The 21,890-nt window shown below is 45.8% G+C and carries 22 protein-coding genes and 1 other RNA gene; 9 read left to right on the forward strand and 14 right to left on the reverse strand.

The genetic code is table 11. From position 1 onward, the window contains the following. The first annotated feature begins 5 nt into the window (after positions 1-5). Positions 6-1,016 (forward strand): tryptophan--tRNA ligase, encoded by a 1,011-nt coding sequence (gene trpS / locus ACVBIL_RS11325; RefSeq protein WP_447167089.1) that lies wholly within the window; start codon positions 6-8, stop codon positions 1,014-1,016. A 79-nt stretch (positions 1,017-1,095) separates the two neighbouring features. Here the strand turns inward: trpS and ACVBIL_RS11330 are convergent, their stop codons facing one another. Beyond that, positions 1,096-1,965 carry a LysR substrate-binding domain-containing protein gene (locus ACVBIL_RS11330; RefSeq protein WP_447167090.1) on the reverse strand — a complete coding sequence of 290 codons (870 nt, stop codon included), beginning with the start codon at positions 1,963-1,965 and terminating at the stop codon, positions 1,096-1,098. 144 nt (positions 1,966-2,109) lie between these two features. Here ACVBIL_RS11330 and ACVBIL_RS11335 point away from each other — a divergent pair, with 144 nt between their 5' ends. Next, positions 2,110-2,991, forward strand: a complete 882-nt coding sequence (locus tag ACVBIL_RS11335) for a DMT family transporter (RefSeq protein WP_447167091.1) — start codon at positions 2,110-2,112, stop codon at positions 2,989-2,991. Between the two features lie 25 nt (positions 2,992-3,016). Here ACVBIL_RS11335 and ACVBIL_RS11340 read toward each other — a convergent pair whose 3' ends face one another. The 4 genes from ACVBIL_RS11340 to ACVBIL_RS11355 all read right to left on the reverse strand — a co-directional run bounded on the left by ACVBIL_RS11340 (position 3,017) and on the right by ACVBIL_RS11355 (position 6,578). Beyond that, a complete protein-coding gene (locus ACVBIL_RS11340; RefSeq protein WP_447167092.1) occupies positions 3,017-3,586 on the reverse strand; it encodes a BON domain-containing protein in 570 nt (189 codons plus the stop codon). Continuing rightward, the gene (locus tag ACVBIL_RS11345; protein ID WP_447167093.1) at positions 3,583-4,176 is read right to left on the reverse strand and encodes a phosphoheptose isomerase; all 594 of its coding nucleotides are present in this window, start codon (positions 4,174-4,176) and stop codon (positions 3,583-3,585) included. The genes ACVBIL_RS11340 and ACVBIL_RS11345 overlap by 4 nt, the downstream gene beginning before the upstream one ends. A gap of 73 nt (positions 4,177-4,249) precedes the next feature. Continuing rightward, on the reverse strand, positions 4,250-4,588 hold the full coding sequence (locus ACVBIL_RS11350; protein WP_447167094.1) for a YraN family protein: 339 nt from the start codon (positions 4,586-4,588) through the stop codon (positions 4,250-4,252). A 115-nt stretch (positions 4,589-4,703) separates the two neighbouring features. Next, on the reverse strand, positions 4,704-6,578 hold the full coding sequence (locus ACVBIL_RS11355) for a penicillin-binding protein activator (protein ID WP_447167095.1): 1,875 nt from the start codon (positions 6,576-6,578) through the stop codon (positions 4,704-4,706). A 102-nt stretch (positions 6,579-6,680) separates the two neighbouring features. On the opposite strand from ACVBIL_RS11355, the gene rsmI reads away from it, so the two are divergent. Next, positions 6,681-7,523 carry a 16S rRNA (cytidine(1402)-2'-O)-methyltransferase gene (rsmI, locus tag ACVBIL_RS11360; protein WP_447167096.1) on the forward strand — a complete coding sequence of 281 codons (843 nt, stop codon included), beginning with the start codon at positions 6,681-6,683 and terminating at the stop codon, positions 7,521-7,523. Between the two features lie 119 nt (positions 7,524-7,642). Continuing rightward, positions 7,643-7,994: RNase P RNA component class A (rnpB, locus tag ACVBIL_RS11365), an RNA gene on the forward strand. Positions 7,995-8,369: 375 nt separating this feature from the next. Here rnpB and ACVBIL_RS11370 read toward each other — a convergent pair. From ACVBIL_RS11370 to ACVBIL_RS11395, 6 genes are all read right to left on the reverse strand, one after another. Beyond that, the gene (locus ACVBIL_RS11370) at positions 8,370-9,638 is read right to left on the reverse strand and encodes a carbohydrate porin (protein ID WP_447167097.1); all 1,269 of its coding nucleotides are present in this window, start codon (positions 9,636-9,638) and stop codon (positions 8,370-8,372) included. Then, positions 9,638-10,900: a quaternary amine ABC transporter ATP-binding protein gene (locus ACVBIL_RS11375; protein WP_447167098.1), complete on the reverse strand. Its 1,263-nt coding sequence runs from the start codon at positions 10,898-10,900 to the stop codon at positions 9,638-9,640. Before ACVBIL_RS11375 ends, ACVBIL_RS11370 begins: the two co-directional genes overlap by 1 nt. Continuing rightward, complete coding sequence (locus ACVBIL_RS11380; RefSeq protein WP_447167099.1) at positions 10,893-11,792, reverse strand: ABC transporter permease; 900 nt, start codon at positions 11,790-11,792, stop codon at positions 10,893-10,895. The genes ACVBIL_RS11375 and ACVBIL_RS11380 overlap by 8 nt, the downstream gene beginning before the upstream one ends. An 84-nt stretch (positions 11,793-11,876) precedes the next feature. Beyond that, positions 11,877-12,881, reverse strand: coding sequence for an ABC transporter substrate-binding protein (locus ACVBIL_RS11385; protein WP_447167100.1), 1,005 nt, complete (start codon positions 12,879-12,881; stop codon positions 11,877-11,879). Positions 12,882-13,346: 465 nt separating this feature from the next. Beyond that, a complete protein-coding gene (locus tag ACVBIL_RS11390; RefSeq protein WP_447167101.1) occupies positions 13,347-14,555 on the reverse strand; it encodes an NAD(P)/FAD-dependent oxidoreductase in 1,209 nt (402 codons plus the stop codon). Between the two features lie 282 nt (positions 14,556-14,837). Then, the gene (locus tag ACVBIL_RS11395) at positions 14,838-15,713 is read right to left on the reverse strand and encodes a LysR substrate-binding domain-containing protein (RefSeq protein WP_447167102.1); all 876 of its coding nucleotides are present in this window, start codon (positions 15,711-15,713) and stop codon (positions 14,838-14,840) included. Positions 15,714-16,056: 343 nt separating this feature from the next. Here ACVBIL_RS11395 and ACVBIL_RS11400 point away from each other — a divergent pair, with 343 nt between their 5' ends. The 4 genes from ACVBIL_RS11400 (at position 16,057) to ACVBIL_RS11415 (ending at position 19,152) form a co-directional block, all read left to right on the forward strand. Beyond that, entirely contained in the window at positions 16,057-16,323 is a 267-nt protein-coding gene (locus tag ACVBIL_RS11400; RefSeq protein ID WP_447167103.1) for a DksA/TraR family C4-type zinc finger protein, read from the forward strand. A gap of 236 nt (positions 16,324-16,559) precedes the next feature. Continuing rightward, positions 16,560-17,690 carry an S-(hydroxymethyl)glutathione dehydrogenase/class III alcohol dehydrogenase gene (locus ACVBIL_RS11405; RefSeq protein WP_447167104.1) on the forward strand — a complete coding sequence of 377 codons (1,131 nt, stop codon included), beginning with the start codon at positions 16,560-16,562 and terminating at the stop codon, positions 17,688-17,690. Positions 17,691-17,785: 95 nt separating this feature from the next. Then, positions 17,786-18,625 (forward strand): S-formylglutathione hydrolase, encoded by an 840-nt coding sequence (gene fghA, locus ACVBIL_RS11410; RefSeq protein WP_447167105.1) that lies wholly within the window; start codon positions 17,786-17,788, stop codon positions 18,623-18,625. A 200-nt stretch (positions 18,626-18,825) separates the two neighbouring features. Next, positions 18,826-19,152 (forward strand): DMT family transporter, encoded by a 327-nt coding sequence (locus tag ACVBIL_RS11415; RefSeq protein WP_447167106.1) that lies wholly within the window; start codon positions 18,826-18,828, stop codon positions 19,150-19,152. Between the two features lie 101 nt (positions 19,153-19,253). Here the strand turns inward: ACVBIL_RS11415 and ACVBIL_RS11420 are convergent, their stop codons facing one another. The 3 genes from ACVBIL_RS11420 to ACVBIL_RS11430 all read right to left on the reverse strand — a co-directional run bounded on the left by ACVBIL_RS11420 (position 19,254) and on the right by ACVBIL_RS11430 (position 21,220). After that, the gene (locus ACVBIL_RS11420) at positions 19,254-19,901 is read right to left on the reverse strand and encodes a hypothetical protein (RefSeq protein ID WP_447167107.1); all 648 of its coding nucleotides are present in this window, start codon (positions 19,899-19,901) and stop codon (positions 19,254-19,256) included. 56 nt (positions 19,902-19,957) lie between these two features. Next, the gene (locus tag ACVBIL_RS11425; RefSeq protein ID WP_447167108.1) at positions 19,958-20,653 is read right to left on the reverse strand and encodes a HupE/UreJ family protein; all 696 of its coding nucleotides are present in this window, start codon (positions 20,651-20,653) and stop codon (positions 19,958-19,960) included. Positions 20,654-20,761: 108 nt separating this feature from the next. Next, positions 20,762-21,220 carry a hypothetical protein gene (locus ACVBIL_RS11430; protein ID WP_447167109.1) on the reverse strand — a complete coding sequence of 153 codons (459 nt, stop codon included), beginning with the start codon at positions 21,218-21,220 and terminating at the stop codon, positions 20,762-20,764. Between the two features lie 228 nt (positions 21,221-21,448). On the opposite strand from ACVBIL_RS11430, the gene ACVBIL_RS11435 reads away from it, so the two are divergent. Beyond that, positions 21,449-21,865, forward strand: coding sequence for a DUF6491 family protein (locus ACVBIL_RS11435; protein ID WP_447167110.1), 417 nt, complete (start codon positions 21,449-21,451; stop codon positions 21,863-21,865). Positions 21,866-21,890: the final 25 nt, after the last annotated feature.

The following is a 21,890-nucleotide window of genomic DNA, read 5'->3' on the forward strand; positions in this document are numbered from 1 at the left end:
ACAAAATGACGAACCCTCTAACGAAACCCGTAGTTCTAAGCGGAGCGCAGCCATCAGGCGAGCTGACCATCGGCAACTATATGGGCGCGTTACGTCAGTGGGTTGCCATGCAAGATAGTCATGATTGCCTTTATTGCGTCGTTGACTTGCATGCGATTACTGTTAGACAAGATCCCGCTAAATTGCGTGAAGCGTGTCTCGATACGCTAGCACTGTATTTGGCTTGTGGTGTCGACCCTAAAAAGAGCACGGTATTTATTCAGTCTCAGGTTCCACAGCACACACAGCTTGGCTGGGCGCTAAACTGCTACACCCAGATGGGTGAGCTAAACCGCATGACGCAGTTTAAAGATAAGTCGCAGAAGCATGCTAATAACATTAACGTAGGCCTCTTTGCTTACCCAGTGTTAATGGCGGCAGATATCTTGCTTTATCAGGCAAACGAAATTCCAGTAGGTCAAGATCAGAAGCAGCACTTAGAGTTAACGCGTGATATTGCCACACGCTTTAACAATGCTTATGGTGAGACTTTCGTGATCCCTGAACCATTCATCCCTGAGCATGGCGCTAAGGTGATGTCGCTGCAAGATCCGCTTAAGAAGATGTCTAAGTCTGATGATAACCGTAATAACGTTATTGGCTTGCTTGAAGATCCTAAGGCGATCATGAAGAAGATCAAAAAGGCGATGACCGATGGTCAAGAGCCACCAGTAGTCCGTTTTGATGTTGCCGAAAAGCCGGGTGTTTCTAACTTGCTAAGCTTAATGTCAGGTTGTACTGGTCAGTCGATTGCTAGCCTTGAAGCCGAGTTCGAAGGCAAGATGTATGGTCATTTGAAAGTGGCAACCGGTGACGCGGTGGTTGGTATGCTTGAACCGCTGCAGCAGCGCTTTAAAGAATACCGTGCAGACCAAGACTTCTTGAATCAAGTCATGAGAGACGGTGCTGAAAAGGCGCAGGCTCGCGCTGAAGTGACCATTAAGAAGGTTTACGAAAAGATCGGTCTTATCGTTTAATTCGATACGATTAATGAAAAGCCAGCGATCGTCGCTGGCTTTTTTATTGCTTACGCTTTTTTGCTTCAGTTTACTCGCATTATTGTTGGTTTAACCAAGTTGCAAACGCTGCTATAGCAGGCTCTTTCAAGCGGCGCTGCTTACAGCTGAAATAGAACTCAAATCCAGTCAAAATATCAGGCAACTCAAGCTCGACCAATAATCCTTTTTCAATATCAGCCTGCACCATAAAGTCCGATGCGAGCGCAATTCCTTGGCCTGCTATGGCAGCCTCAATAGCCATTAACACATGACTAAAAATATGCTGTTGTTGCTCTGGGGGCAGAGTTAAGTTGTTAGCCACAAACCATCTATCCCAATCTAGTCCCAGTGGGCCTTCGTCAACCGTCAGCAGTGGCTGTTTAGCCAATTCATCCAGTGCAATGCTATCGGGATCCAGTAAGCTTGGACTTATAACCGGAATTAAGCGCTCTTTATGTAATAAGTGATGATGGTAGCCTAATTGGCCACTTTGGCCCGTGATAAACATATCAGCCACGCTGTCACTTAGCTCTGGATCATCAGCAATCATATCAAGGCGGATTTTTATCTGTGGATGTTGGCGTCTAAAGCCACTGAGTCTGGGGATCAACCACTTGATCGCAAATGAGCTATAAACCGCAAGGCGCAGTTGATCATTACTGTCGCCACTTATCTGCATACTTAAATCACTCAGTTCATTAAAGATCCGCTCTAACTCTTTATATAGCAACTCACCCTTGCTCGTAAGCCGTAGCTGTCGCCCCTCTCGTTTAAATAAACGTTCGCCGTAATACTCTTCAAGTAGCTTAACCTGATGCGATACCGCACTTTGCGTGATGCACAACTCGGTTGCAGCGCGGGAGAAGTGAGACTGCCTGGCAGCAGCTTCAAAAACCTGCAAGGCTCTTAATGGCGGGAGTTTACGCATAGTGATTCGCTCAAAGTATGAATTTAATAGGTGATCTCCATCATGGTATTAATTTAATTCATGATTGAAGAAAAAACATCATTTTAGTTTGCCTTTTGCGGGCTATATCATGCGCGCATATTCAGTTGTACTGTGGAAAAGCAGATGAAATCCAATGTCATGATTGCCATGGCAATCCTCGTTTTTGGCAACCTTTTTAGCGCACTTTATGATGTCTCCATTAAATGGATGCCAGAGGGGAGTAACGCCGCGACTTTTTTGTTGATACGACAAATACTATCGGTATTGATGTTGCTGCCTTTGTGGTTTTACGCCAAGAGGCCGACGACTCAGCACCTAAAAGTTCATTTCTTTCGCTCTAACACCGGCGCATTAGGCGCGGTATGCTTGATCATGGGTTTGATGTCTTTACCTATCGCGACGGTGAGCTCGTTATTCTTTTCTGCCCCCTTGATGATCGTGCTGATGGGGTCGATTTTTCTCAAAGAGAAAGTGACATCGACTCAGTGGTTAGCCACCATTTTGGGTTTTATTGGTATTTTAATCTTACTGCGTCCAAGTGAGATTAACTGGTTTGGTGTCGCGGTACTGATCTCGGCCTTTACCTTTGCCATTAATCAATTGGCCCTACGTAAACTACCTGATAGCGAGGATCCAAGTGTGACACTGATGCTATATAACATGCTCAGTATCCCGCTCACATTGGTGATGGTGTCAGTACAGGGCTTCGAAGGCGTAAGCTGGGGGCTTATCGGCATAGCAGCGCTCAGTAATAGCTTCTTACTCGCGTATCACTGGTTATGCGTATTGGCTTACCGTAAAGCTCAGGCGAGCCAAATAGCCATTGCCGAGTATACGGGCTTACTATTTTGCGTATTTTTTGGCTGGTTGCTGTTTGACGAATGGTTAGACGGTTTAAGTTGGGTTGGCGCAGGCTTTATTGTGCTGCCATCGCTCGTTATTCCTTGGGTCGCGGCGCGTATGGCTTTAAAACCAAAAAAAATCATCGAGCAAAAAGCTGGATGATTCTTCTAGGCGTTGGGCATGGTGATTAAGAGTCAGTGTATTCAAACACCTTAATCACTTTACGCACGCCAGCAGTATTGCGGGCCACTTCCACGGCTAAGTCGGCTTGAGCACGCTCAACATAACCGATTAAGAACACTTCGCCATTTTCGGTGACGACCTTAATATTGGTTACATCTAAGCCTTTCTCATTGAGCATACGACCCTTTACCTTGGTGGTGATCCAGGTGTCATTGCTACGGGTGGTAAAAGAGGTTGGGTTACCAATACGAATTTGGTTATGGATCTTGCCGCCAATCTTTAACTCTTTAACAGTACGAATCGCTTTATCTCGCAGCATTGAGTTTGGCGCTTGGCCAATCATCAATACATTAGCGTTCATGACAATGCCGCTAATATTCGCCTGATTCTTTAAGTCATCATGAGAAGCCAACGCGCTGGAGATATTAAAGTCGGCGTTGGTATCATCAATTTGAGTCTTAAAGCTGCGCTCGTCATTAACCATCATTGCGCCGCCAACTGCGCCGACCATAACGGCACCGGCACAGCCTTGTAGCATTAACACAATAGCAATTAATGGGAGCAGGGCTCTCATGCTGGTTCGTCCTGCGGAAATAGTGTGTGGTCGATGTTGTCACACAAGCAATGAATCGCTAGCAGGTGAACTTCTTGAATACGGGCGGTGACATTAGACGGTACACGGATCTCTACGTCGTTAACGCTAAGTAGTCCTGCCATTGCGCCGCCATCTTTGCCGGTTAACGAGACAATCGTCATATCACGGCTTAGTGCAGCTTCCATCGCCTTGATAACGTTACCTGAGTTACCGCTGGTTGAAATCGCTAACAAAATATCGCCAGGCTGGCCTAGTGCCATAATCTGCTTAGAGAAGATTTCATCGTAGCTGTAATCGTTAGCAATGGCGGTGATGGTAGACGTATCACAGCTCAATGCAATTGCAGGTAGTGGTGGACGCTCAATTTCATAGCGGTTTAACAGCTCAGCAGAAAAGTGCTGCGCATCGCCCGCGCTACCGCCGTTACCACAGGCCAAGATTTTGTTGCCACTAAGTAGGCAGTGCACCATCATCTCAGCGGCTTTTGCAATTGATTCTGGCAGTGCTTCAGAGGCATCAATTTTAGTTTGGATTGATTCGGTAAAGCTGTCTTTTATGCGTTCTAACATGGATAAACCTTATGTTTATTTATGCACCATATTGCGGCATCTTACCGCATTGAGCATATGAAAATTAAACTATTTAAAAGGCATCGCGGATCCACTGGATCCCTTGAGGGGTGGCCGCGATAACATCGAAGCGACAGATAGCGTCGATTCGATTTAACTGTATGTAATGGCTTGCTGCTTTTCTAATGCGCTTTGCTTGCGCAATGCTCAACGCATTGACCGCTCCACCGTATTGAGATGGAGAACGGTATTTTACCTCAACAAACACCCAATCGCCGCCGTCTTTCATCACAATGTCTATTTCGCCAAAACGGTATCGCACGTTTTGTTCGACAAAGGTTAGCCCGCGTTGCTGCAAATATTGTCGCGCTGCATGTTCAGCAATCTGACCTTGGTTTGGGTTATCTTTCATCAAATTCGCTCATCCTTGTCGCGTCAATTTGAATATATCTTAAAGCGTTCGCCGAGACTATTTGTCTCGGCGTCTAAAACGGTAAAGTGTATTAAAATAGGCTTGAATCCGGCTTCTATAGCGGACGTAAGTTACCTCTTTGATAGCGGCCCCAGCTGAGTTGGCGGTTCAAGGTTCCGTCTGGCTGCACCGATAGCATCCCACTACGTCCAGCAAACTGGTAGCCAGGTAAGGCGCGCATTTGCGCCAGTTTACCGACTAAATCGAGCGCATCATAGCCCATAATAAATAGGCGCTTACGGCTGTTGCTCCAGTTAGGCCATAATTCATTGACCATACGGGTTTCTGTATTGGGGGTGATCAGCCAAGGAATGTCGCTGATCGTGAGGTTATTCAGCTCATTAGCGGTTTCACGATCGTTGCCTTCAACACGGCTACGGCTGGTGGTATAGAGTGGTACTGGCTCAGCAAAGACGCTGAAATTAACGTCGATAAAGGGTTTGAGCAGTACTAAATCTTGGCTGGCTGAGATCATATAGATGGCATCGATATCGCGACGAGAACGAAAATCCGCTTCAATTTTAGGCGTTAATATCGCCTTAATACGCGCAATACGTTCTTTACTATCAATAACGCCTAAGGCTTTTTGTACGGTGACCTTCATCTTATCGCCGCCGTCATAGTAATGAATTTCGGCAGGATGGTTAGTCAGCGTCTGCCACGCTTTATTAAAGCTTTCGGCCATACGGTGGCCTACAGCATCGTTGCTGACTAATAGTAATGGCTGCTCAATACCGTCGTTGTATAGGCGTTGCGCCGCATCAATTGCTTCATCGGTCGGCGATAAGGCAAAGAAAAACTTATCAGGGTTGGGCGTAAAGCTATCGATATGGTTCAAGTAAAGCTGCGGAATGGTCTTGCTCGCCACAGGGCTTACAGCGCCCGGCTCTCCAATAGTGCTAACGGCTTCGCCTACAGCAGTCATATTCTGTAACTGCTCGACTTCAGTTTGCAGTAGTGGACCAATGATGAATTCGGCGCCCGATGCCACGGCTTGCTGGTAAGCGGCCTGTGCACCGGTTGCCGTATCGAAAAAGTTTAGCGTAATGCTGTCGTCAGCCGTCGCCATATAGTTAGCTATAATACCTTGCTTAACCGTGCTGGCAACGCTTGCGCGTGAGCCTGTTAACGGCAGTAATACAGCAATGTTTTTGGGCTGATAAGGCTGAGTATTGAGTGCCTTTTCCAAGTCAGTTGGCAGTTTTGCCGCTGCTGGGTGGTACGGGTTGAGTTGCTGCCAGCTGCCTAAGTGCCGAACTAAGTCATTAGGGTCAACGGCATAGTGCTTAGCGATGTACGCTAGCTGTACCCAACCTGCAAAAATAGGGTTAGAGGTGTCGTTGCTAAAGCTTAATAGGGTTTGTTCGTTAATCGGCTGTAGTGATCGCCAAATCGTGTCGTTGACTTCCTGAGCTTGTGAAGCGGGTAAGTACTGGCCCAGTAAGCTCAACTGTCTCACTTGATCGATTGGCTGATTCATTAATTGATACAGGTGAGCCTTAAATTGATAATAGCTGACCCATTGCCAGTCTGGCAGTGTCCAGTCGCTTGGATAATTAAGCACCTGCAGAGCATGATCATAGGTCGACGTCATCTCTAATACGCGAGCGGAAAGGTAAATATGCTCCGCCAGTAGCTCTGGTTTTTGGCTGATATCTTGCGCAATCGATTTCAGCGCTTTATCTGCAGCGCTGGCATTACCTTCGTTGATAAAGGCATGCGCGGCGAGTAAAACATATTTATCGCGGGTTTGTTTATTTTTTTCTTTGGCAGCAAGGGCCAAATATTGCGATGACGTCTCGGTCACTGCGGATAAAGAAACTTGTGTCTTTTCAGTCTGTACCGGCGCAGAAGTCGTGCCGCAACCGAACAAAACCGCAGATAAAATTGCGATAGAAATAAATTTTGTTGTATTCAGTCTTTTTAACACGGGTCTTCACTCTGGTAAGATGCTGCTAATAGTTTAACCTGCTCTTCCGCTTGGCGAAAGTATTGTTAGAAACTCTTGCCAACACTCAATACAGAGGTAGTTATGGACCTGTCGGTCGCGCTTTACATTGTTCCCACACCAATTGGGAACCTAGGGGACATCAGTAGCCGTGCAATAGAGGTACTTAATCAAGTATCACTTATTGCCTGTGAAGATACCCGTCATAGTGGAAAATTACTGAGTCACTTCGGTATTGAAACTCGAAAAACTGCGCTACACGATCATAATGAACGTGACAGAGCACAGTGGATTATTCAAAAACTGGGGAATGGCGAAGCCGTTGCTTTGATCTCTGATGCGGGCACACCGCTAATCTCTGATCCTGGCTACCACTTAGTTAAGCAGGTGCGTGAAGCAGGCTTTAATGTGGTTCCTTTGCCGGGGCCGTGCGCTGCAATTACGGCGTTAAGTGCTTCAGGTTTACCTTCTGATCGTTTCACATTTGAAGGCTTCTTGCCATCAAAAGAGAAAGCTCGATTTGATAAGCTGACGGCACTGAAAGATGATCCTCGTACGTTAATCTTTTATGAGTCACCGCATCGTATCGTTCACAGCCTAGAGTCACTCGTTGAAGCGTTAGGTAGTGACCGTGAAATTGTGATGGCTCGAGAAGTGACTAAAACCTTTGAGACCTTCTTATCTGGTCCCGCTGGTGAAGTACTGCAAACCGTTAAAGATGATCCTAATCAGCAGCGCGGTGAAATCGTGTTGATGTGTCATGGTCATCGCAGCGATGAAGAGTTAGAGTTCTCTCCGACAGTGATAAACACGCTTAAATTGTTGTGTGAAGAGCTGCCTTTGAAAAAAGCCGCCGCGGTAGCGGGACAGATTTACGATATTAAAAAGAACGCACTTTATAAGCACGGTCTTTCTATCGGTTTATAAGTATTGTGGCTTAATGATCGCTCTTAATTGAACGGTCATTCTCTAATACTTGCGCTTGGAGTTAAGTTGTTCGATGAAAGTCCTTGGTTTGTTAGTCTCGCTTAGGCTATAATCCGCGCCGAGTTGGCTAGACAGTTGCCGCGTTCGCAAGAACGGGGAGGAAAGTCCGGGCTTCAAAGAGCAGGGTACCAGGTAACGCCTGGGCGGTGTGAACCGACGACAAGTGCAACAGAGAGGAAACCGCCTGCTTGATTTATCAAGTCGGTAAGGGTGAAAGGGTGCGGTAAGAGCGCACCGTGCGGCTAGCAATAGTTCGTAGCAAGGTAAACTCTACCCGAAGCAAGACCAAATAGGGTCCCGTATGGCGCTGCTCGCGTTGGGACCGGGTAGGTCGCTTGAGCCTGTGAGCGATTGCAGGCCTAGATGAATAACTGTCCACGACAGGACCCGGCTTATCGGCCAACTCACCTATTAGTAACGAAAAGCCCGCTTATCGACAGATAAGCGGGCTTTTTGCTTTCTGCTTATCCAAATAACAGCAGCTTATCGGGCGTCAATGTCACCTATTCGTAAGAAAAGGCCTCACAGCAATGTGAGGCCTTTTTGCTTTCTGTCAGATGCAAAGCTACTACTCTTGAGCTAGGAACTGCGGCTTATCGGGCATCAATGTCACCGATTCAAACAAAAGCCCGCATATCAAAATGGATGCGGCTTTTTGCTATCTTTCAGCTGAATAAGCTTATCGGGCGTCAATATCATCTATTCAAACAAAAGCCCGCTTATCGGAAAATAAGCGGGCTTTTTGTTAGCAGTATTTACACTAAGCTGGCGTTATAGATAGCAAGATTAGAAATAGTAACCGAAGTTAATATTAAAGCGGGTGTTAGTGCCGCCATCTCCCACCATAGTGCCGCCGATAAAGGGTTGGTTCTCTGCAACAACAAAGTCGACATAGGTATAGAGTCCACCTGCAGCAATAGCCATACCAGTGACGTTCATAAAGGTATCCGCGAGTGCTGCAGATTTATCGGTAACCAGCGAATAATCGTTATAGAAGGTTAGGTTGGATATCGGGCCTATCTCTACAGGTAAGCTGTATGCCACGTTGGCGATATAAGTCGTCGCTTCTGCTGGAATAGAGTCGTAAAAATGATATGCGGCTACCACAATACGTTCTACATCCATGCCATCGACATCGTATTTGTAGTCGGTCAGCTGTAATTTAACGTTCCAGCGATCGTAGTTAACCACGCTGTGAATGGCTGCTGCGACATTATCGCCATCGGTGCCATTGGCAATATCAAGCTGTCCGGCTTGGATTGACGCGCCCAGTTCAACTTCGAGCTCATCGAATATTAAATTGTGAGCATAACGACCATTGAAGGTATTCACCTCAGCTGCAGCGTAACCGTCACTGGGGGCATCATAGACACCTTCTCCAGGTAAACGGATACCAACAACATCGTAGGCATAACGATCGGTTCGGTCTGAGACAAAGCCATCAAGGCCGCCCTGTTCGTCATTCTTATAGAAGGCAAAATCAATTTGGTTGTTATCGCCTTTATAGGTGTAGTTCAAGCCCATATCATGGTCATCTTCAAGTCCGAGATAGAAGTTAGAGCTGAAGAAGTAGTTGTTTGATGCGTAAGTTAACATACCAAAAGGCACTTGAGTGACACCAATTTTACCTTGTTGTTTGTCATCAAAGTTGTAACCAATCCAAGCGTGCTGAATCACATTCATGTACTCAAACCAGCGGTACTGGGCAGAAAAGATTAGGTCTTGATAATTGCCTGACACATCGATACGGAACAGGTCAAAATCAAAATCGCCACCACGGTCAGCATTGTCGTCATCATAGTCTTCATAGGTGTAATTGACACGCACGGCGCCGCCAAAATTGACGCTGCTCTCTGGTTCCTTTTGCTGCTCTTCGACGACGAGCAGTTCAGGTTCAAGCTGTTGAGATTCAAGTTGTTGAGACTGAAGCTGTTGAGCCTCAAGTTGCTCGATGCGGGCTTTTAACGCTTCTAGCTCTTCATCAATTGGGGTGGCGCTTGCATTCGCGGATAATGCAAGGGCGATACATGAAGCTGCAAGTGTGTAGCGGATCATCATTTATCCTTATGAGTTAAGTTTGATTTTTGTAGGTCTGTATTGGCTGTGCTGTCGGCGTCGCTATAGAAATCCGATAGCACGTCGGCTAAGTGAGTCCGCGAAAGTTCGCCTTGTAGGTCGCCATCGGCATCGACAACGGGGAGGGGGTAATCAGACTCCATTGTCGCGGGAATAATGCTTTCAAGCAGTGCATCTTGTGAAATAGGGGTTAGCTCTTCTACCTTGAAGTCTTCCATTAGCGCTGCTTCATCAGCTTTGACGGCATCTTCGAGCGCTGCTTGGCACACCACCCCTTGAAAGCCTTCATCGGTAACGTAATAGGCATAGTTGGCAGGAATGCGCTTCATCTGTTTGAGGGCTTCGCCTATCGTGTCGGCGGTTAGGCGAAATGCGGGGGGCTTCATAACAGTTTCAACTGTTAGGGCTCGCGGACGGTTTACGTCTTTGACAAAAGCTTCAACATAATCATCAGCAGGGTTGAGTAAGATATCGACTGGCTCACCGACTTGAACCAGTTCGCCGTCTTTGAGAATGGCGATACGATCGCCAATGCGGAGCGCTTCATCGAGATCATGAGTAATAAAGATAATGGTTTTATGTAGCTCTTTTTGCAGCTCTATCAACTGGTCCTGCATCTCACTGCGTATAAGTGGATCGAGTGCGGAGAAAGCTTCATCCATCAGCAGGATTTCGGCATCGGTACACAGGGCTCTTGCTAGACCGACACGCTGCTGTTGGCCACCTGAAAGTTGAGAAGGATACTGCTCTTCATATCCGCTCAAACCGACAGTTTCCAGCCATTGTTTGGCTTTGGTATTTCTAGTGGTTTTGTCTACCCCTTGCACACTGAGACCGTAGGCCGTATTTTCCAGCACACTTTTGTGGGGCATTAAGCCAAAGCGTTGGAACACCATGGCCATTTTACTACGCCGAAACTGTTCTAGCTGCTTGGTATTGAGCTTCATCACATCCAAGCCTTCAACCAGTATTTGGCCTTCGGTAGGATCGATTAATCGATTGAAGTGACGAATTAAGGTTGATTTACCGGAGCCCGATAGTCCCATAATCACAAAAATCTCGCCTTTTTTAATGTCGAGGTTAATGGCTTTAAGGCCGACGGTATGGCCGGTTTGTGCGAGAATGTCATCCTTAGATAAACCTTCTTTTACTAGCGGAATAACCTTGTTTGGTTTTTTGCCAAAGACCTTATAAAGATCTCTAATTTGAATGAGTGGCTCTTTAGATGAGTTGTTATTCATGATGGCCACTTCGCGTATGTTTTTGTGACCGTTTGGCGTAGGCCTGCGAGGTGCGATCAAAAATGATAGCGAGTGCGACAATAGCCAAACCGTTAAACAGCCCAAGAGTGAAATATTGGTTAGTGATCGACTTGAGTACTGGCTGGCCCAAGCCCTTAACGCCAATCATCGATGCGATAACCACCATTCCGAGTGCCATCATTATCGTCTGGTTAATACCGGCCATAATGGTGGGAGAGGCCAGTGGTAATTGACCTCCCAGCAGACGCTGCATCGGGTTGGCACCGTAAGCCGTCGCCGCTTCTAGTACTTCTTTGTCTACTAGGCGGATCCCTAGGTTAGTTAGGCGAATCACCGGTGGAATGGCGTATATGACCACGGCAATAACGCCGGGGACTTTGCCAATACCCAGTAGCATGACCACTGGGATCAAGTAGACAAAGGCAGGCATGGTTTGCATCACATCCAGAATGGGAGTCACCACCGCCTGAGTACGATTACTGCGAGACATTAAGATGCCAATGGGCACACCCAATGTGATGGCCAATAGGGTGCAGACTGTAATGATGCTAAGGGTGCGCATGGTATCTTGCCACATACCAAAATAGCCAATCAGTAAGAATGAAATGACAACGCCTAAAGATAATTTCCATGAGCGGCTAGCAAAGTAAACCAAAGCGGTAATGCACAGCAGTACAGCCCACCATGGCGACTGCACTAGCAGCTTTTCAAACCAGATAAGAAAGTCGAGCAGCGGATCGAAGAAAGACTCGATAAGCTCGCCGTACTCGCGTGAAAAGTCCCGAAAGGCACCGTCTAAATATTTACGGATCTCTAGCAAAGTGGAGCGATCCATTTTTGGGAATTTGCTGAGCCAAGAAAAGTCAGCCATTACTACCTCTATTATTTTTATAAGGGATATCTGGATGAGAATAAAAAAAGCGAGGCTTAGCAGGCCTCGCATTGATAGTGACTTTTAGAGATCGGCTATGGCCAATTTCACTTTAGTGGCCACCTCTTCGGGGACCCATTCAAGCCAAATATCTTGATGATTGATTAAGAAGTGCTCGGCAGCGATAGTGCCATCAGCCTGATTATCTTCCATCCAGGCCAGTAAGCTATTCATCTGCGCATTGGTTAAGGCGCGTTTGCCAAGGTATTCAAATGCAGACGTTGATTTTTTAGCAAATGCCGCAGTGGTAATCGTTTGTACCAAGGCCGCTGGGTACATAGTGACTTTAGGGGCGGCACACTCTGCTTGAGAGATACAATCACTAAACTCTTTTGCATCGACGCCACTACCAAAGTCCACTTTTACCATCTTGTACTTACCCAATACTGCCGTGGGGGCCCAATAGTAGCCAAACCAAGGTTGTTGGCGCTCATAAGCCCGGGCAATCGAACCCGCTAGACCAGCTCCTGAACCCGGATCGATAAGATCAAACCCAGCATCGCTGAGCTTGAGTGCGCGAAATAGATTCTCAGCAGAGAGTTGGCAGCCCCAGCCTGCGGGGCAGCCATAAAAGGCACCACGGTCAGGATCTTCTGGGTGCTCAAAGGCTTTTACATTGGCTATCACCCCCTGAATGGTTTTCAGGCTAGGGTCTTTGTCGACCATGTACTGCGGAACCCAGAAGCCTTCTTCACCACCATCCGACAGCGACTTGCCTGCGATAACCAAACGCTTGTCCGTGACCGCTTGTTCGATAAGCTCTTTGACGCTGTTACTCCAGATTTCAGGCGCGATGTCTGGCTCGCCTTTTTCAACCATCGAGGTGCTGGTGGGCATGGTATCGCCAGGGGTTAACTCAGCTTCACAGCCATAGCCATGCTCTAAAATAAAGCGATCTACGTTAGCGATTAATGAAGCTGAGCTCCAATTCATATCGGCGATAGTCACCTTGCCACATTGTTCATCGGCAAAGGCTTGGTGAGTTACGCTGCTAAGAAGTAGGCCACCAATCAAAAGTATACGTTTCATAAGAACTCCGTGCTCGAGGTTAGCTATCCTTTGTGCACGTGCCTTCTCTACAATAGTTAGAGTTCAAACTAGGGCTGTGCTTTGATTCTTTCTGGTAGCAGCCTTGTTGCAGCCTGGTAAATTAGTTTGCAGCAGGTTCAAGGCTGGTATCGATCAAAATTAACACAGTTGCTTGATGGTTAACAGTTAAGCAATCTTGCTTTGTGGTGTAGGGCAAAAATATACCTGCTAGATATGTTTAGAGTTCGAACTACTTTCTACAAATAGTGCTATTCACTTCCAGGGTTACTCTATTGGCTTTCGTGCTCTCGCTATTTGGTACCACTATGATTGGCACCATGATTAAAGTTGGTCCGCGGTATGAGATTAGAAATGAATGGCTTATATCAAAAAAGCCCGTTTATCGAAAGATAAGCGGGCTTTTTATGTCTGCAATTTAGACTAAATAATAGTTACAGATAGTCGTTAAGCGGGTTTAAACAAACACTTTAAGCGTTTGAAAATAATCAAACGCGACATGGTTAAGTAACCACTAACCGTTTTTTGATGTAAACGGAAAATCGTATCGTAGAGGCGGCGCACTAAGCGGCCTTTTAAGATTAACCTGTCGTTCATCATGGTGCTAATGGCAAAGTTATGCCCGATAGCGACCACCATTCCGCCGTCGTTGTAGACAAAAGGTTTGAGTGGCTTCCCCTCTAATAGGGCGACTAAGTTTTTAGCTAAATGCACAGCAGCGCGATTAGCCGCCTGAGCTTTAGGTGGTACTTGGCTACCATCTGCTTGTGGAATTGCGGCGCAGTCACCGAGTGCAAAGATTGATGAATCAAAGGTTGTAACAAGCGTTTGCTCAACAACCAGTTGGTTAAGCGAGTTACTTTGCAAACCGCCAATCTCTTTTAGCCAGTCTGGGGCTTTAATACCTGCTGCCCAAAACTGCACATCGGCATTGAGCACTTGGCTGTCGCTGGTGGTCATGCGATCGGCTTCAACGCTAGCGATGCGAGTATTAAGCATCACATTAATCTGATATTTCTCAAGTCTCAGTAGCGCTTGTTCAGACATTTTAACTGGGCCGTTTGGTAATACTCTATCGGCGGCTTCAATCAAGTTGATATTAAGCCATGCTGCATAAGGATTTTCGCTCAGTTCTGCACTTACTTTGGCAAGCTCTGCTGCGAGCTCTAGACCCGTTGCGCCAGCACCGACAATGTTGATGCTGCAATCTTTACCTGATCGCAGCAAACTGCTGATTTTGTGCCAGCTATCACGGGCTTGTTCTGGTGTGTCTAAGAACAAGCAGTGCTCTTTTGCACCTTGGGTCGCAAAATCATTACTGATCGCGCCAATGGCGATGATTAGGTAGTCGTAATCGAGTGTATCTGTTTCACCATTAGGCTTACGTACGGTGAGTTTCTTTGCTGCTCGATTAACGTCAGTCATCCAAGCTTGGTAGTGCATGTAACCATTTTTAGCACCATGGCTAAAGTAACAAAGACTATCAAGATCGGTATCAAAGGTACCAGCGGCTATTTCATGAAACCGCGGCTTCCAATAATGGTGGGTTTCGCCTTCAACCAAAATCACTTCATCTTGGCTATTCACACTGCGACCTAGCATACTCGCGATTTCAAGGCCTGCTGCGCCGCCACCAACAATAACAATACGAGACATAATAATTCCTCTAAGCATCAACAGATGCCGATGTAATTTGATAAGAGCCTTGGGACTAAAAGGGGATACGAAAGGTATGACCGAGTGCAGGGCTTTAGATGGCGCTCATTATAGTTACCGTTCTTTTTGGAACAATTAGCTCAAAAGGTAAATTACTTTTGCACACAGGTAACAATTGCTGGGTGGGGGATTATTGTTTATTGATTTTTAAGCGTTTTACTTGAATTTTGTCATATGCATTTTGACCCACGCTCTGGGGTGTAGGTCAAAATAGTGGGAGTGCTAGGCTTGTTTAAGGCCGTGGCTTAAGTGATCAAGCAGCATACGTACCTTTGGTGAGAGGTGGCGATTTTGCGGATAAAGCGCCCAAATCCCCTCTTCTGGTTGGCGGTTTTGCTCAAGCAAAGGCGTTAGCTCGCCTGACTCAATAAACGGCAATACGTAATAATCGGGCAGTTGCACTATGCCGATGCCTTTAATGGCTGCATCGACTAAGGCGTGGCCACTATTACAACTTAAACTGCCTTTGACGCGTACATTGCGAGTTTTGCTGTTTTCTTGAAATCGCCAATAATCCATGGTGCCGATTAGGCAGTTGTGCTGATCAAGCTCAGACAGCGAATGTGGAATACCGTAAGTTGAGATATAGCTAGGCGACGCGCACACATATTGGGTACGACTGCTTAGCTTCTTGGCCATCATGCTTGAATCTTCCAAGTGTCCAAGTCGAATCGCCAGATCGTAACCTTCATCAACTAAGTCTAACTTTTGGTTGGTTAGATTGAGTTTGACTTCCAGCTCTGGGTAGAGCGATGCAAAGTCATTAATTAATGGCGCCATGGTCATTTCGCCATAGGTGACTGGCGCGGTGATTTTGAGTAACCCGCGTGGGCTTGTCTGCAAATTAGTAATTGCACGCTCGGCTTCTTCTAAGCCATCTAATACTTGGCGACAATGTTGATAATAGATGCGACCGACTTCGGTTACCGACACCTTGCGGGTGGTGCGGTGAAACAGCTTAGAGGCCAGTCTGGTTTCAAGTGCACTAATTTGGCGGCTGACTTGTGCGGTTGATATCCCCAATCTTTGTGATGCCTTGGTAAAGCTTTCTGCTTCAGCAACGGCGACAAACTCACTCACACCTTCCCAATTAAACATGATGACTCCTTATGCGACAAGCTGACTCAGCCTTTATTACTGTATGGTAAAAGAGATTTGTATTAAGAGCTAATTATCATTCTATTTGAAATAAATATAATGAGCCTCATCAAAAGGTGAGTCATTGTCGCTAATCAGGTTAGCTAACCTGCAGCCGAGTGATGCGGACTGATTATATCCAGGGTAGTGCATACCTAGGCTACTTTATCTAAGTTCGCGCTGGTCACTCAAGGGCAAAATACAGTGGATTGTTAGACGCAATCCCAGCCTTCGACTATAGATTAATGGGCAGCTAAATCGACTTATGCTCGGTAACCGCTAATTGTCATAGAGAGGTACTAACATGGCTGGTGGATGGTCAAAAGATGGTGCGGTGCAAGATCAAATCGACAGCAGTGTCGACGATGCCGTGGCAACCGCTAGAAGTAAACTGGTTGGCGGGGTTAGCCTGCAACATTGTGAAGAGTGTGGCGAGCAGATCCCTGAGGCTCGACGTATGGCGGTGCCAGGTGTACGACTCTGTGTTCATTGTCAAAATGAACTCGATAGTGCTCAGGCAAAGCAACAGCTGTTTAATCGCCGAGGCAGTAAAGATAGCCAGCTACGTTAAATTTGCTGTGGCAAAAACCAGTAGAGATTAATTTATAACATGGCTTTGAATTAGCTCAAGCCCTAGAAAGCACTTCAGTAAATAATGAAGCCACTTTCCTAAAGATTATTACCATATGGTAAAGGTAAATTACCTATTGATGGGATTATCAATATTGAACAGGTCGTTATAATCTTTGCCATACCCACAGCGGTGACACGCCGTATATAAAAGTTTATTAAGAGTAGGAATACAAGATGACAGCACAAACAATCAAATCAAAAGCCGCAGTAGCTTGGGCCGTTGGCCAGCCACTATCGATGGAAATCGTAGATGTAATGCCACCACAAAAAGGTGAAGTGCGCGTTAAGATGATCGCCACTGGCGTATGTCACACCGACGCATTTACGCTTTCAGGTGACGATCCAGAAGGCATCTTCCCTTGTATTCTTGGCCACGAAGGCGGCGGTATTGTTGAGTCTATCGGTGAAGGCGTCACTAGCGTTAAAGTAGGCGACCACGTTATCCCACTTTACACTCCTGAATGTGGCGAATGTAAATTCTGTAAGTCTGGCAAGACTAACCTTTGTCAGAAGATCCGTGAAACTCAAGGTAAAGGTTTGATGCCAGATGGTACTAGCCGTTTCTCTAAAGATGGCCAGATAATCTATCACTACATGGGCACTTCAACGTTCTCTGAGTACACAGTATTACCTGAAATTTCGTTAGCGAAAGTCAACCCTGAAGCGCCGCTTGAAGAAGTTTGTCTTCTAGGTTGTGGTGTCACAACCGGTATGGGCGCGGTAATGAACACCGCTAAAGTTGAGGAAGGCGCAACCGTTGCTATCTTCGGTATGGGTGGTATTGGTCTGTCAGCGGTTATCGGCGCGGCAATGGCAAAAGCATCACGCATCATTGCTATCGATATCAACGAAAGCAAGTTCGACCTAGCCCGTCAATTGGGTGCAACTGACTGCATTACCCCTAAAGACTATGACAAGCCAATCCAAGATGTGATTGTTGAGCTGACTGATGGCGGCGTTGATTACTCATTTGAGTGTATTGGTAACGTTAACGTCATGCGCAGCGCACTTGAGTGTTGCCATAAAGGTTGGGGCGAGTCAGTGATTATTGGTGTTGCAGGTGCAGGCCAAGAGATCTCAACGCGTCCATTCCAGTTAGTGACGGGTCGTGTTTGGAAAGGTAGTGCATTTGGTGGCGTTAAAGGCCGCTCTGAATTACCAGAGTACGTTGAGCGTTACCTTGCAGGTGAGTTCAAGTTAAGTGACTTTATTACTCATACAATGGCGCTTGAGCAAGTTAACGAAGCATTTGATCTTATGCACGAAGGTAAGAGTATTCGTACTGTTATCCACTTCGACAAGTAATTAAGTCATATAAAATAACAAGCGCTTTCGGGCGCTTGTTGTTTTTAAGAGGCTTGATAGCTCTCGATGTAAAAATTTATAGGAGTCGGCATTAAATGACCGTTGAAAATATCAGTGTCAATAAGAGCTTTGGCGGCTGGCATAAGCAATATAGCCACCAGTCTACAACCCTAAATTGCGCCATGCGATTTGCGGTTTATCTGCCGCCTCAAGCGTCAAATGGTAAGAAAGTTCCCGTGCTTTATTGGTTGTCAGGGCTAACCTGCACCGATGAAAACTTTATGCAAAAAGCCGGCGCACAGCGAATGGCTGCAGAGCTGGGTATTGCGATTGTTGCGCCAGATACCAGCCCACGAGGCGATGATGTTGCCGATGATGCGGGTTACGACTTAGGTAAAGGCGCGGGCTTTTATGTCAATGCTACCCAAGCACCTTGGAATCGCCATTACCGCATGTACGATTATGTGGTTAATGAATTGCCTGCGCTTATTGAGTCTATGTTCCCGGTGAGTGATAAGCGCTCTATTGCGGGTCACTCTATGGGTGGCCACGGTGCGTTGGTGATTGCCATGCGTAACCCACAGGCTTATCAATCTGTGTCGGCATTTAGCCCGATTGCAAATCCAGTAAATTGCCCTTGGGGCAAAAAGGCACTAACAGCCTATCTAGGCCGTGATACCACAACTTGGGTTGATTACGATGCCAGCCTATTGATGCGTAAAGCGACTGAATTTGTACCAGCTTTAGTTGATCAAGGTGAGGCTGATGACTTTCTTATCGAGCAGTTAAAGCCAGAAATACTAGAGGCCGCAGCTAAAATGAGCGGCTACCCGCTAACGCTAAATATGCAAGAAGGTTATGATCATAGCTATTACTTCATCTCTAGCTTCATTGAAAACCACTTACGTTTTCATGCCGAGCATTTAGCGAAGTAAAATGCAATTTTCACCCGAAATACCGACGCTATAAGCCGCCAATAGGGCGGCTTTTCTATTACCTTTAAAAAGATTATTACCCAAGAGTAAAAGTGATTTGTATTGAAGGGGGATTATCATTATTTATCAGGAAAATATAATACGGATATTGATTTTAAACGCCTTTGCAAACAATTGCGGAGCACAATTAAGGTAATAAAATGAGCTGGATGTTTCTTTTTCTGGGTGTGGTGGCAGAAGCCTTGTCTCATGTGGCGTTAAAAGCCACCGATGGTTTTAGTAAGCCGTTACCTGCCGCTTTAGTGCTTCTAGGCCACCTAACGGCATTTATCTTTTTAGGCCAAGCGATGAAGGGCATGCCTGTTGGTGTAGTACACGCGCTTTGGGCGGGGTTGGCCATTGTTACTGTGACTTTATTGTCGGCGCTATTTTATCGCGAGCATTTAGATATGACGGCGTGGATTGGTATGGTGCTGGTGGCGGCTGGCGTGATGATGATTAATGTTTCACAAGGACACAGCCACTAATAGAGATTCTTTAGGGGGCACAATAGCGGCAGACAGATGCGAGCCCGCCTAGCTACCGCTAGTCGGGCTTTGTTTTTAGTGCAGGCTGTACAACATAGAGGCTACCCTTTTATGAGATAGGCGCCTTTGGTCGATAGTGTCACCGTAATTGGGTTATCAGTTTTGTTTTTCCAGTACCATCCATGAGCACCTGAAAACGGTGTTGTCAGTGTTCCTTTCATCTTGCTGGCTGTCGTGATAGCAAAGCTCTCATAAAAACCTGTTGAGTCTCCTTGTGGTTCGCCATGGAAGTCAAAATACAGTTCGCCGCCATCGGTTTGCCAGTCGTATTCTAAATGCTTCCCTTCATTCATCAATAGCTTGTATTCCAGCCCTTTACCTGCGGCAACAACAATATCAATACTATCTTGGCGCATGCCGGGTTCAGCAGCTCTTACTTGCTTAATTTCAGCGACGGTTGGTGCGATAGTAATACTGAGTATGCTTGCAGTGCTAGGCTCTGTAGCATTAGCGACGGAGAACAACGTGATTTTCTCCGTTTGAGGTGATGTCGCTTGGGCGATTTTAGTCAATCCCATTGCTTGGCCGATGCCCGTTGGATCGATGTTGTATTCAGCAGGTAAAATAGCGGTGACTAATAGCACCGCTGCGATAACCGTTGCACAAACACTTGCCTTAAAGAGGGTGGCATTTGAGTGCACTGGGATCGGATTCTGTATTTGGGAGTTGGCGTCATTATTATGCTTCATTTTTAATTCCTACAATTGTTATTATATCTGTGTTGGAGGTCTGGTTGATTACCATATTAACGAGTGAAATAGCCGGTTAACTGGAAACCAACTAACATTAAGCCGCAGCTCATCAATAGGGTATTGGTCGTTGCCGAAAACTCCAGATAGCTTTTATGGCGTCGCCAAAGATTCATTAAAATGAGTACTAACCCTAAGGCTAAAAACTGGCCGATCTCAACTCCCACGTTAAAGGCCAAGATGTTAGCAATAAGCCCGTCTTTAGGTAGTTGAAACTCTTGAATTTTGGTTGCTAAACCAAAGCCGTGGAATAGACCAAATATCATCACCGCAACTTTGGTATTGGGCTGAAAGCCAAATACGCGTTGAAACCCACCTAAGTTATCAAACCCTTTGTACACGATAGATAAACCGATGATGGCATCAATAAGGTGAGCATTTACTTGGATATCATAAAAAACGCCAATTAATAGTGTAATGCTATGACCTATGGTGAATAAGGTGACATAGAGCAAAACGTCTTTACTGCGATAAAGAAAAAATACGACTCCTACCAAAAACAATAGATGGTCATATCCGGTGACCATGTGTTTAGCACCGATATAGATAAAGGGCAGAATTGATACCCCTTGATTAAGGGTTAAAAACTGCTTGGTATCTTCATCGACACCATGAGCGAGTAGTGAAAAAGAGGCGAAAAGCCCGCATAGGATCACCATAAACTTAATGGCTATCACCAAAGGTTGGCTCATTGCTAAGTACTCCAATTATTTATTTTTATTAAGCACATCTAGATATATTCAAATACACCGTATTGTGTGCTCGAGCTTGAGTGTCGACACAGTCGCTCTCGAAATAAATTATTGGCCGTGCGGAGGCGGGATGGGGGGGGCGTAATGGTTATTTAGATAATGAAATTCATCATCTTTGACGGTATCAGAATGAATAAATTGACTCGAAAAATGGGATTCTGCAGGTAAGTCAGATGGCGTGTGACCATGATTTGCATGTTCATGATCCGCTATGAGGTTGGACTCTGTATGGCTCAGGCTGTTATCACCGACAGTATCATCAATAACAAAGTAAGCTGTAATGCTTTCGGTCGCATTAAATACGCTTGGCGCGTGGGAGTGGGCATTTAAGGATTGAATCACATCATGGTTATGGTGGTGATAAATAGCTTGTCCAAACGGATGTTCACCGTTGGGATACTGTACTGAAAATGTTGAGCTTGCTGCAAAAAATTGACATATAAAAAGTACCAGCATGATAGCCAGTGTTATTTTTGAGTTCTGCTTAGGCTTGATTAACCTTGGCACGTTGTGCAGTCGAAATTAAAGATATGGACTCCAAGCAGAGTGGCTCTATTTGTAGAACATTAAATCAGATTGATTTAAAAACTACCAGACTTAAAGTGGATTATCACTTAGCTGACAATGGGGTTTAATGCGACTAAACTTTATTTCTCGCTTACTTTTATCTGTTTAGTTTTCGCCGTTTCTTTGTATAAACACTATAGTTAATGCTGTTATTAAGGAGATGAATTTATGCGTTTATTTAAAGTCGTTGTACTATTGTGTGTCGCCATTTTTGCGGGCTGCGCTTCAAGTGAAGCAAGTAAAGAGCGCGCGGCAATGTACACCTTCCCTCAGCTTGAGCAGGTCAATTCAATAGACAACTTTCGTATGGATGGCTGGGAGAGCATCGATAGATACTCAATTATTGTTAATTCTCGACCTAGACAGAGCTATTTATTGATATTAAACAGTGGTCTGAACGATCTTAATTTTGCTCAAGGCTTATTAGTCAGCTCGACAATGGGTCAAGTTTCAGTTGGATTTGACTCAGTATCAACACTCGATGAACCTATGATGAAGGCACAGATTAAACGGATCTATAGGCTGGAAAATCAAGAGCAGAAAGATGCGGTTATCGCAAAAATTAAGTCTTTCGATGATAAGTAGTAATGTCTAATTGTTGGATTAACAG

The organism is Shewanella sp. 125m-7 (assembly GCF_052977045.1).

Excerpts from the sequence above, each read along its gene's own strand:
- ACVBIL_RS11415 (WP_447167106.1), top strand. The coding sequence starts at position 18,826 with ATGAGCTGGATGTTTCTTTTTCTGGGTGTGGTGGCAGAAGCCTTGTCT.
- ACVBIL_RS11345 (WP_447167093.1), bottom strand. The coding sequence starts at position 4,176 with ATGTTAGAACGCATAAAAGACAGCTTTACCGAATCAATCCAAACTAAA.
- ACVBIL_RS11330 (WP_447167090.1), bottom strand. The coding sequence starts at position 1,965 with ATGCGTAAACTCCCGCCATTAAGAGCCTTGCAGGTTTTTGAAGCTGCT.
- ACVBIL_RS11390 (WP_447167101.1), bottom strand. The coding sequence starts at position 14,555 with ATGTCTCGTATTGTTATTGTTGGTGGCGGCGCAGCAGGCCTTGAAATC.
- ACVBIL_RS11425 (WP_447167108.1), bottom strand. The coding sequence starts at position 20,653 with ATGAGCCAACCTTTGGTGATAGCCATTAAGTTTATGGTGATCCTATGC.
- ACVBIL_RS11395 (WP_447167102.1), bottom strand. The coding sequence starts at position 15,713 with ATGTTTAATTGGGAAGGTGTGAGTGAGTTTGTCGCCGTTGCTGAAGCA.
- ACVBIL_RS11435 (WP_447167110.1), top strand. The coding sequence starts at position 21,449 with ATGCGTTTATTTAAAGTCGTTGTACTATTGTGTGTCGCCATTTTTGCG.
- ACVBIL_RS11380 (WP_447167099.1), bottom strand. The coding sequence starts at position 11,792 with ATGGCTGACTTTTCTTGGCTCAGCAAATTCCCAAAAATGGATCGCTCC.
- ACVBIL_RS11350 (WP_447167094.1), bottom strand. The coding sequence starts at position 4,588 with ATGAAAGATAACCCAAACCAAGGTCAGATTGCTGAACATGCAGCGCGA.
- ACVBIL_RS11400 (WP_447167103.1), top strand. The coding sequence starts at position 16,057 with ATGGCTGGTGGATGGTCAAAAGATGGTGCGGTGCAAGATCAAATCGAC.
- rsmI (WP_447167096.1), top strand. The coding sequence starts at position 6,681 with ATGGACCTGTCGGTCGCGCTTTACATTGTTCCCACACCAATTGGGAAC.
- ACVBIL_RS11335 (WP_447167091.1), top strand. The coding sequence starts at position 2,110 with ATGAAATCCAATGTCATGATTGCCATGGCAATCCTCGTTTTTGGCAAC.
- trpS (WP_447167089.1), top strand. The coding sequence starts at position 6 with ATGACGAACCCTCTAACGAAACCCGTAGTTCTAAGCGGAGCGCAGCCA.
- ACVBIL_RS11405 (WP_447167104.1), top strand. The coding sequence starts at position 16,560 with ATGACAGCACAAACAATCAAATCAAAAGCCGCAGTAGCTTGGGCCGTT.
- ACVBIL_RS11420 (WP_447167107.1), bottom strand. The coding sequence starts at position 19,901 with ATGAAGCATAATAATGACGCCAACTCCCAAATACAGAATCCGATCCCA.
- ACVBIL_RS11340 (WP_447167092.1), bottom strand. The coding sequence starts at position 3,586 with ATGAGAGCCCTGCTCCCATTAATTGCTATTGTGTTAATGCTACAAGGC.
- ACVBIL_RS11385 (WP_447167100.1), bottom strand. The coding sequence starts at position 12,881 with ATGAAACGTATACTTTTGATTGGTGGCCTACTTCTTAGCAGCGTAACT.
- fghA (WP_447167105.1), top strand. The coding sequence starts at position 17,786 with ATGACCGTTGAAAATATCAGTGTCAATAAGAGCTTTGGCGGCTGGCAT.
- ACVBIL_RS11370 (WP_447167097.1), bottom strand. The coding sequence starts at position 9,638 with ATGATCCGCTACACACTTGCAGCTTCATGTATCGCCCTTGCATTATCC.
- ACVBIL_RS11375 (WP_447167098.1), bottom strand. The coding sequence starts at position 10,900 with ATGAATAACAACTCATCTAAAGAGCCACTCATTCAAATTAGAGATCTT.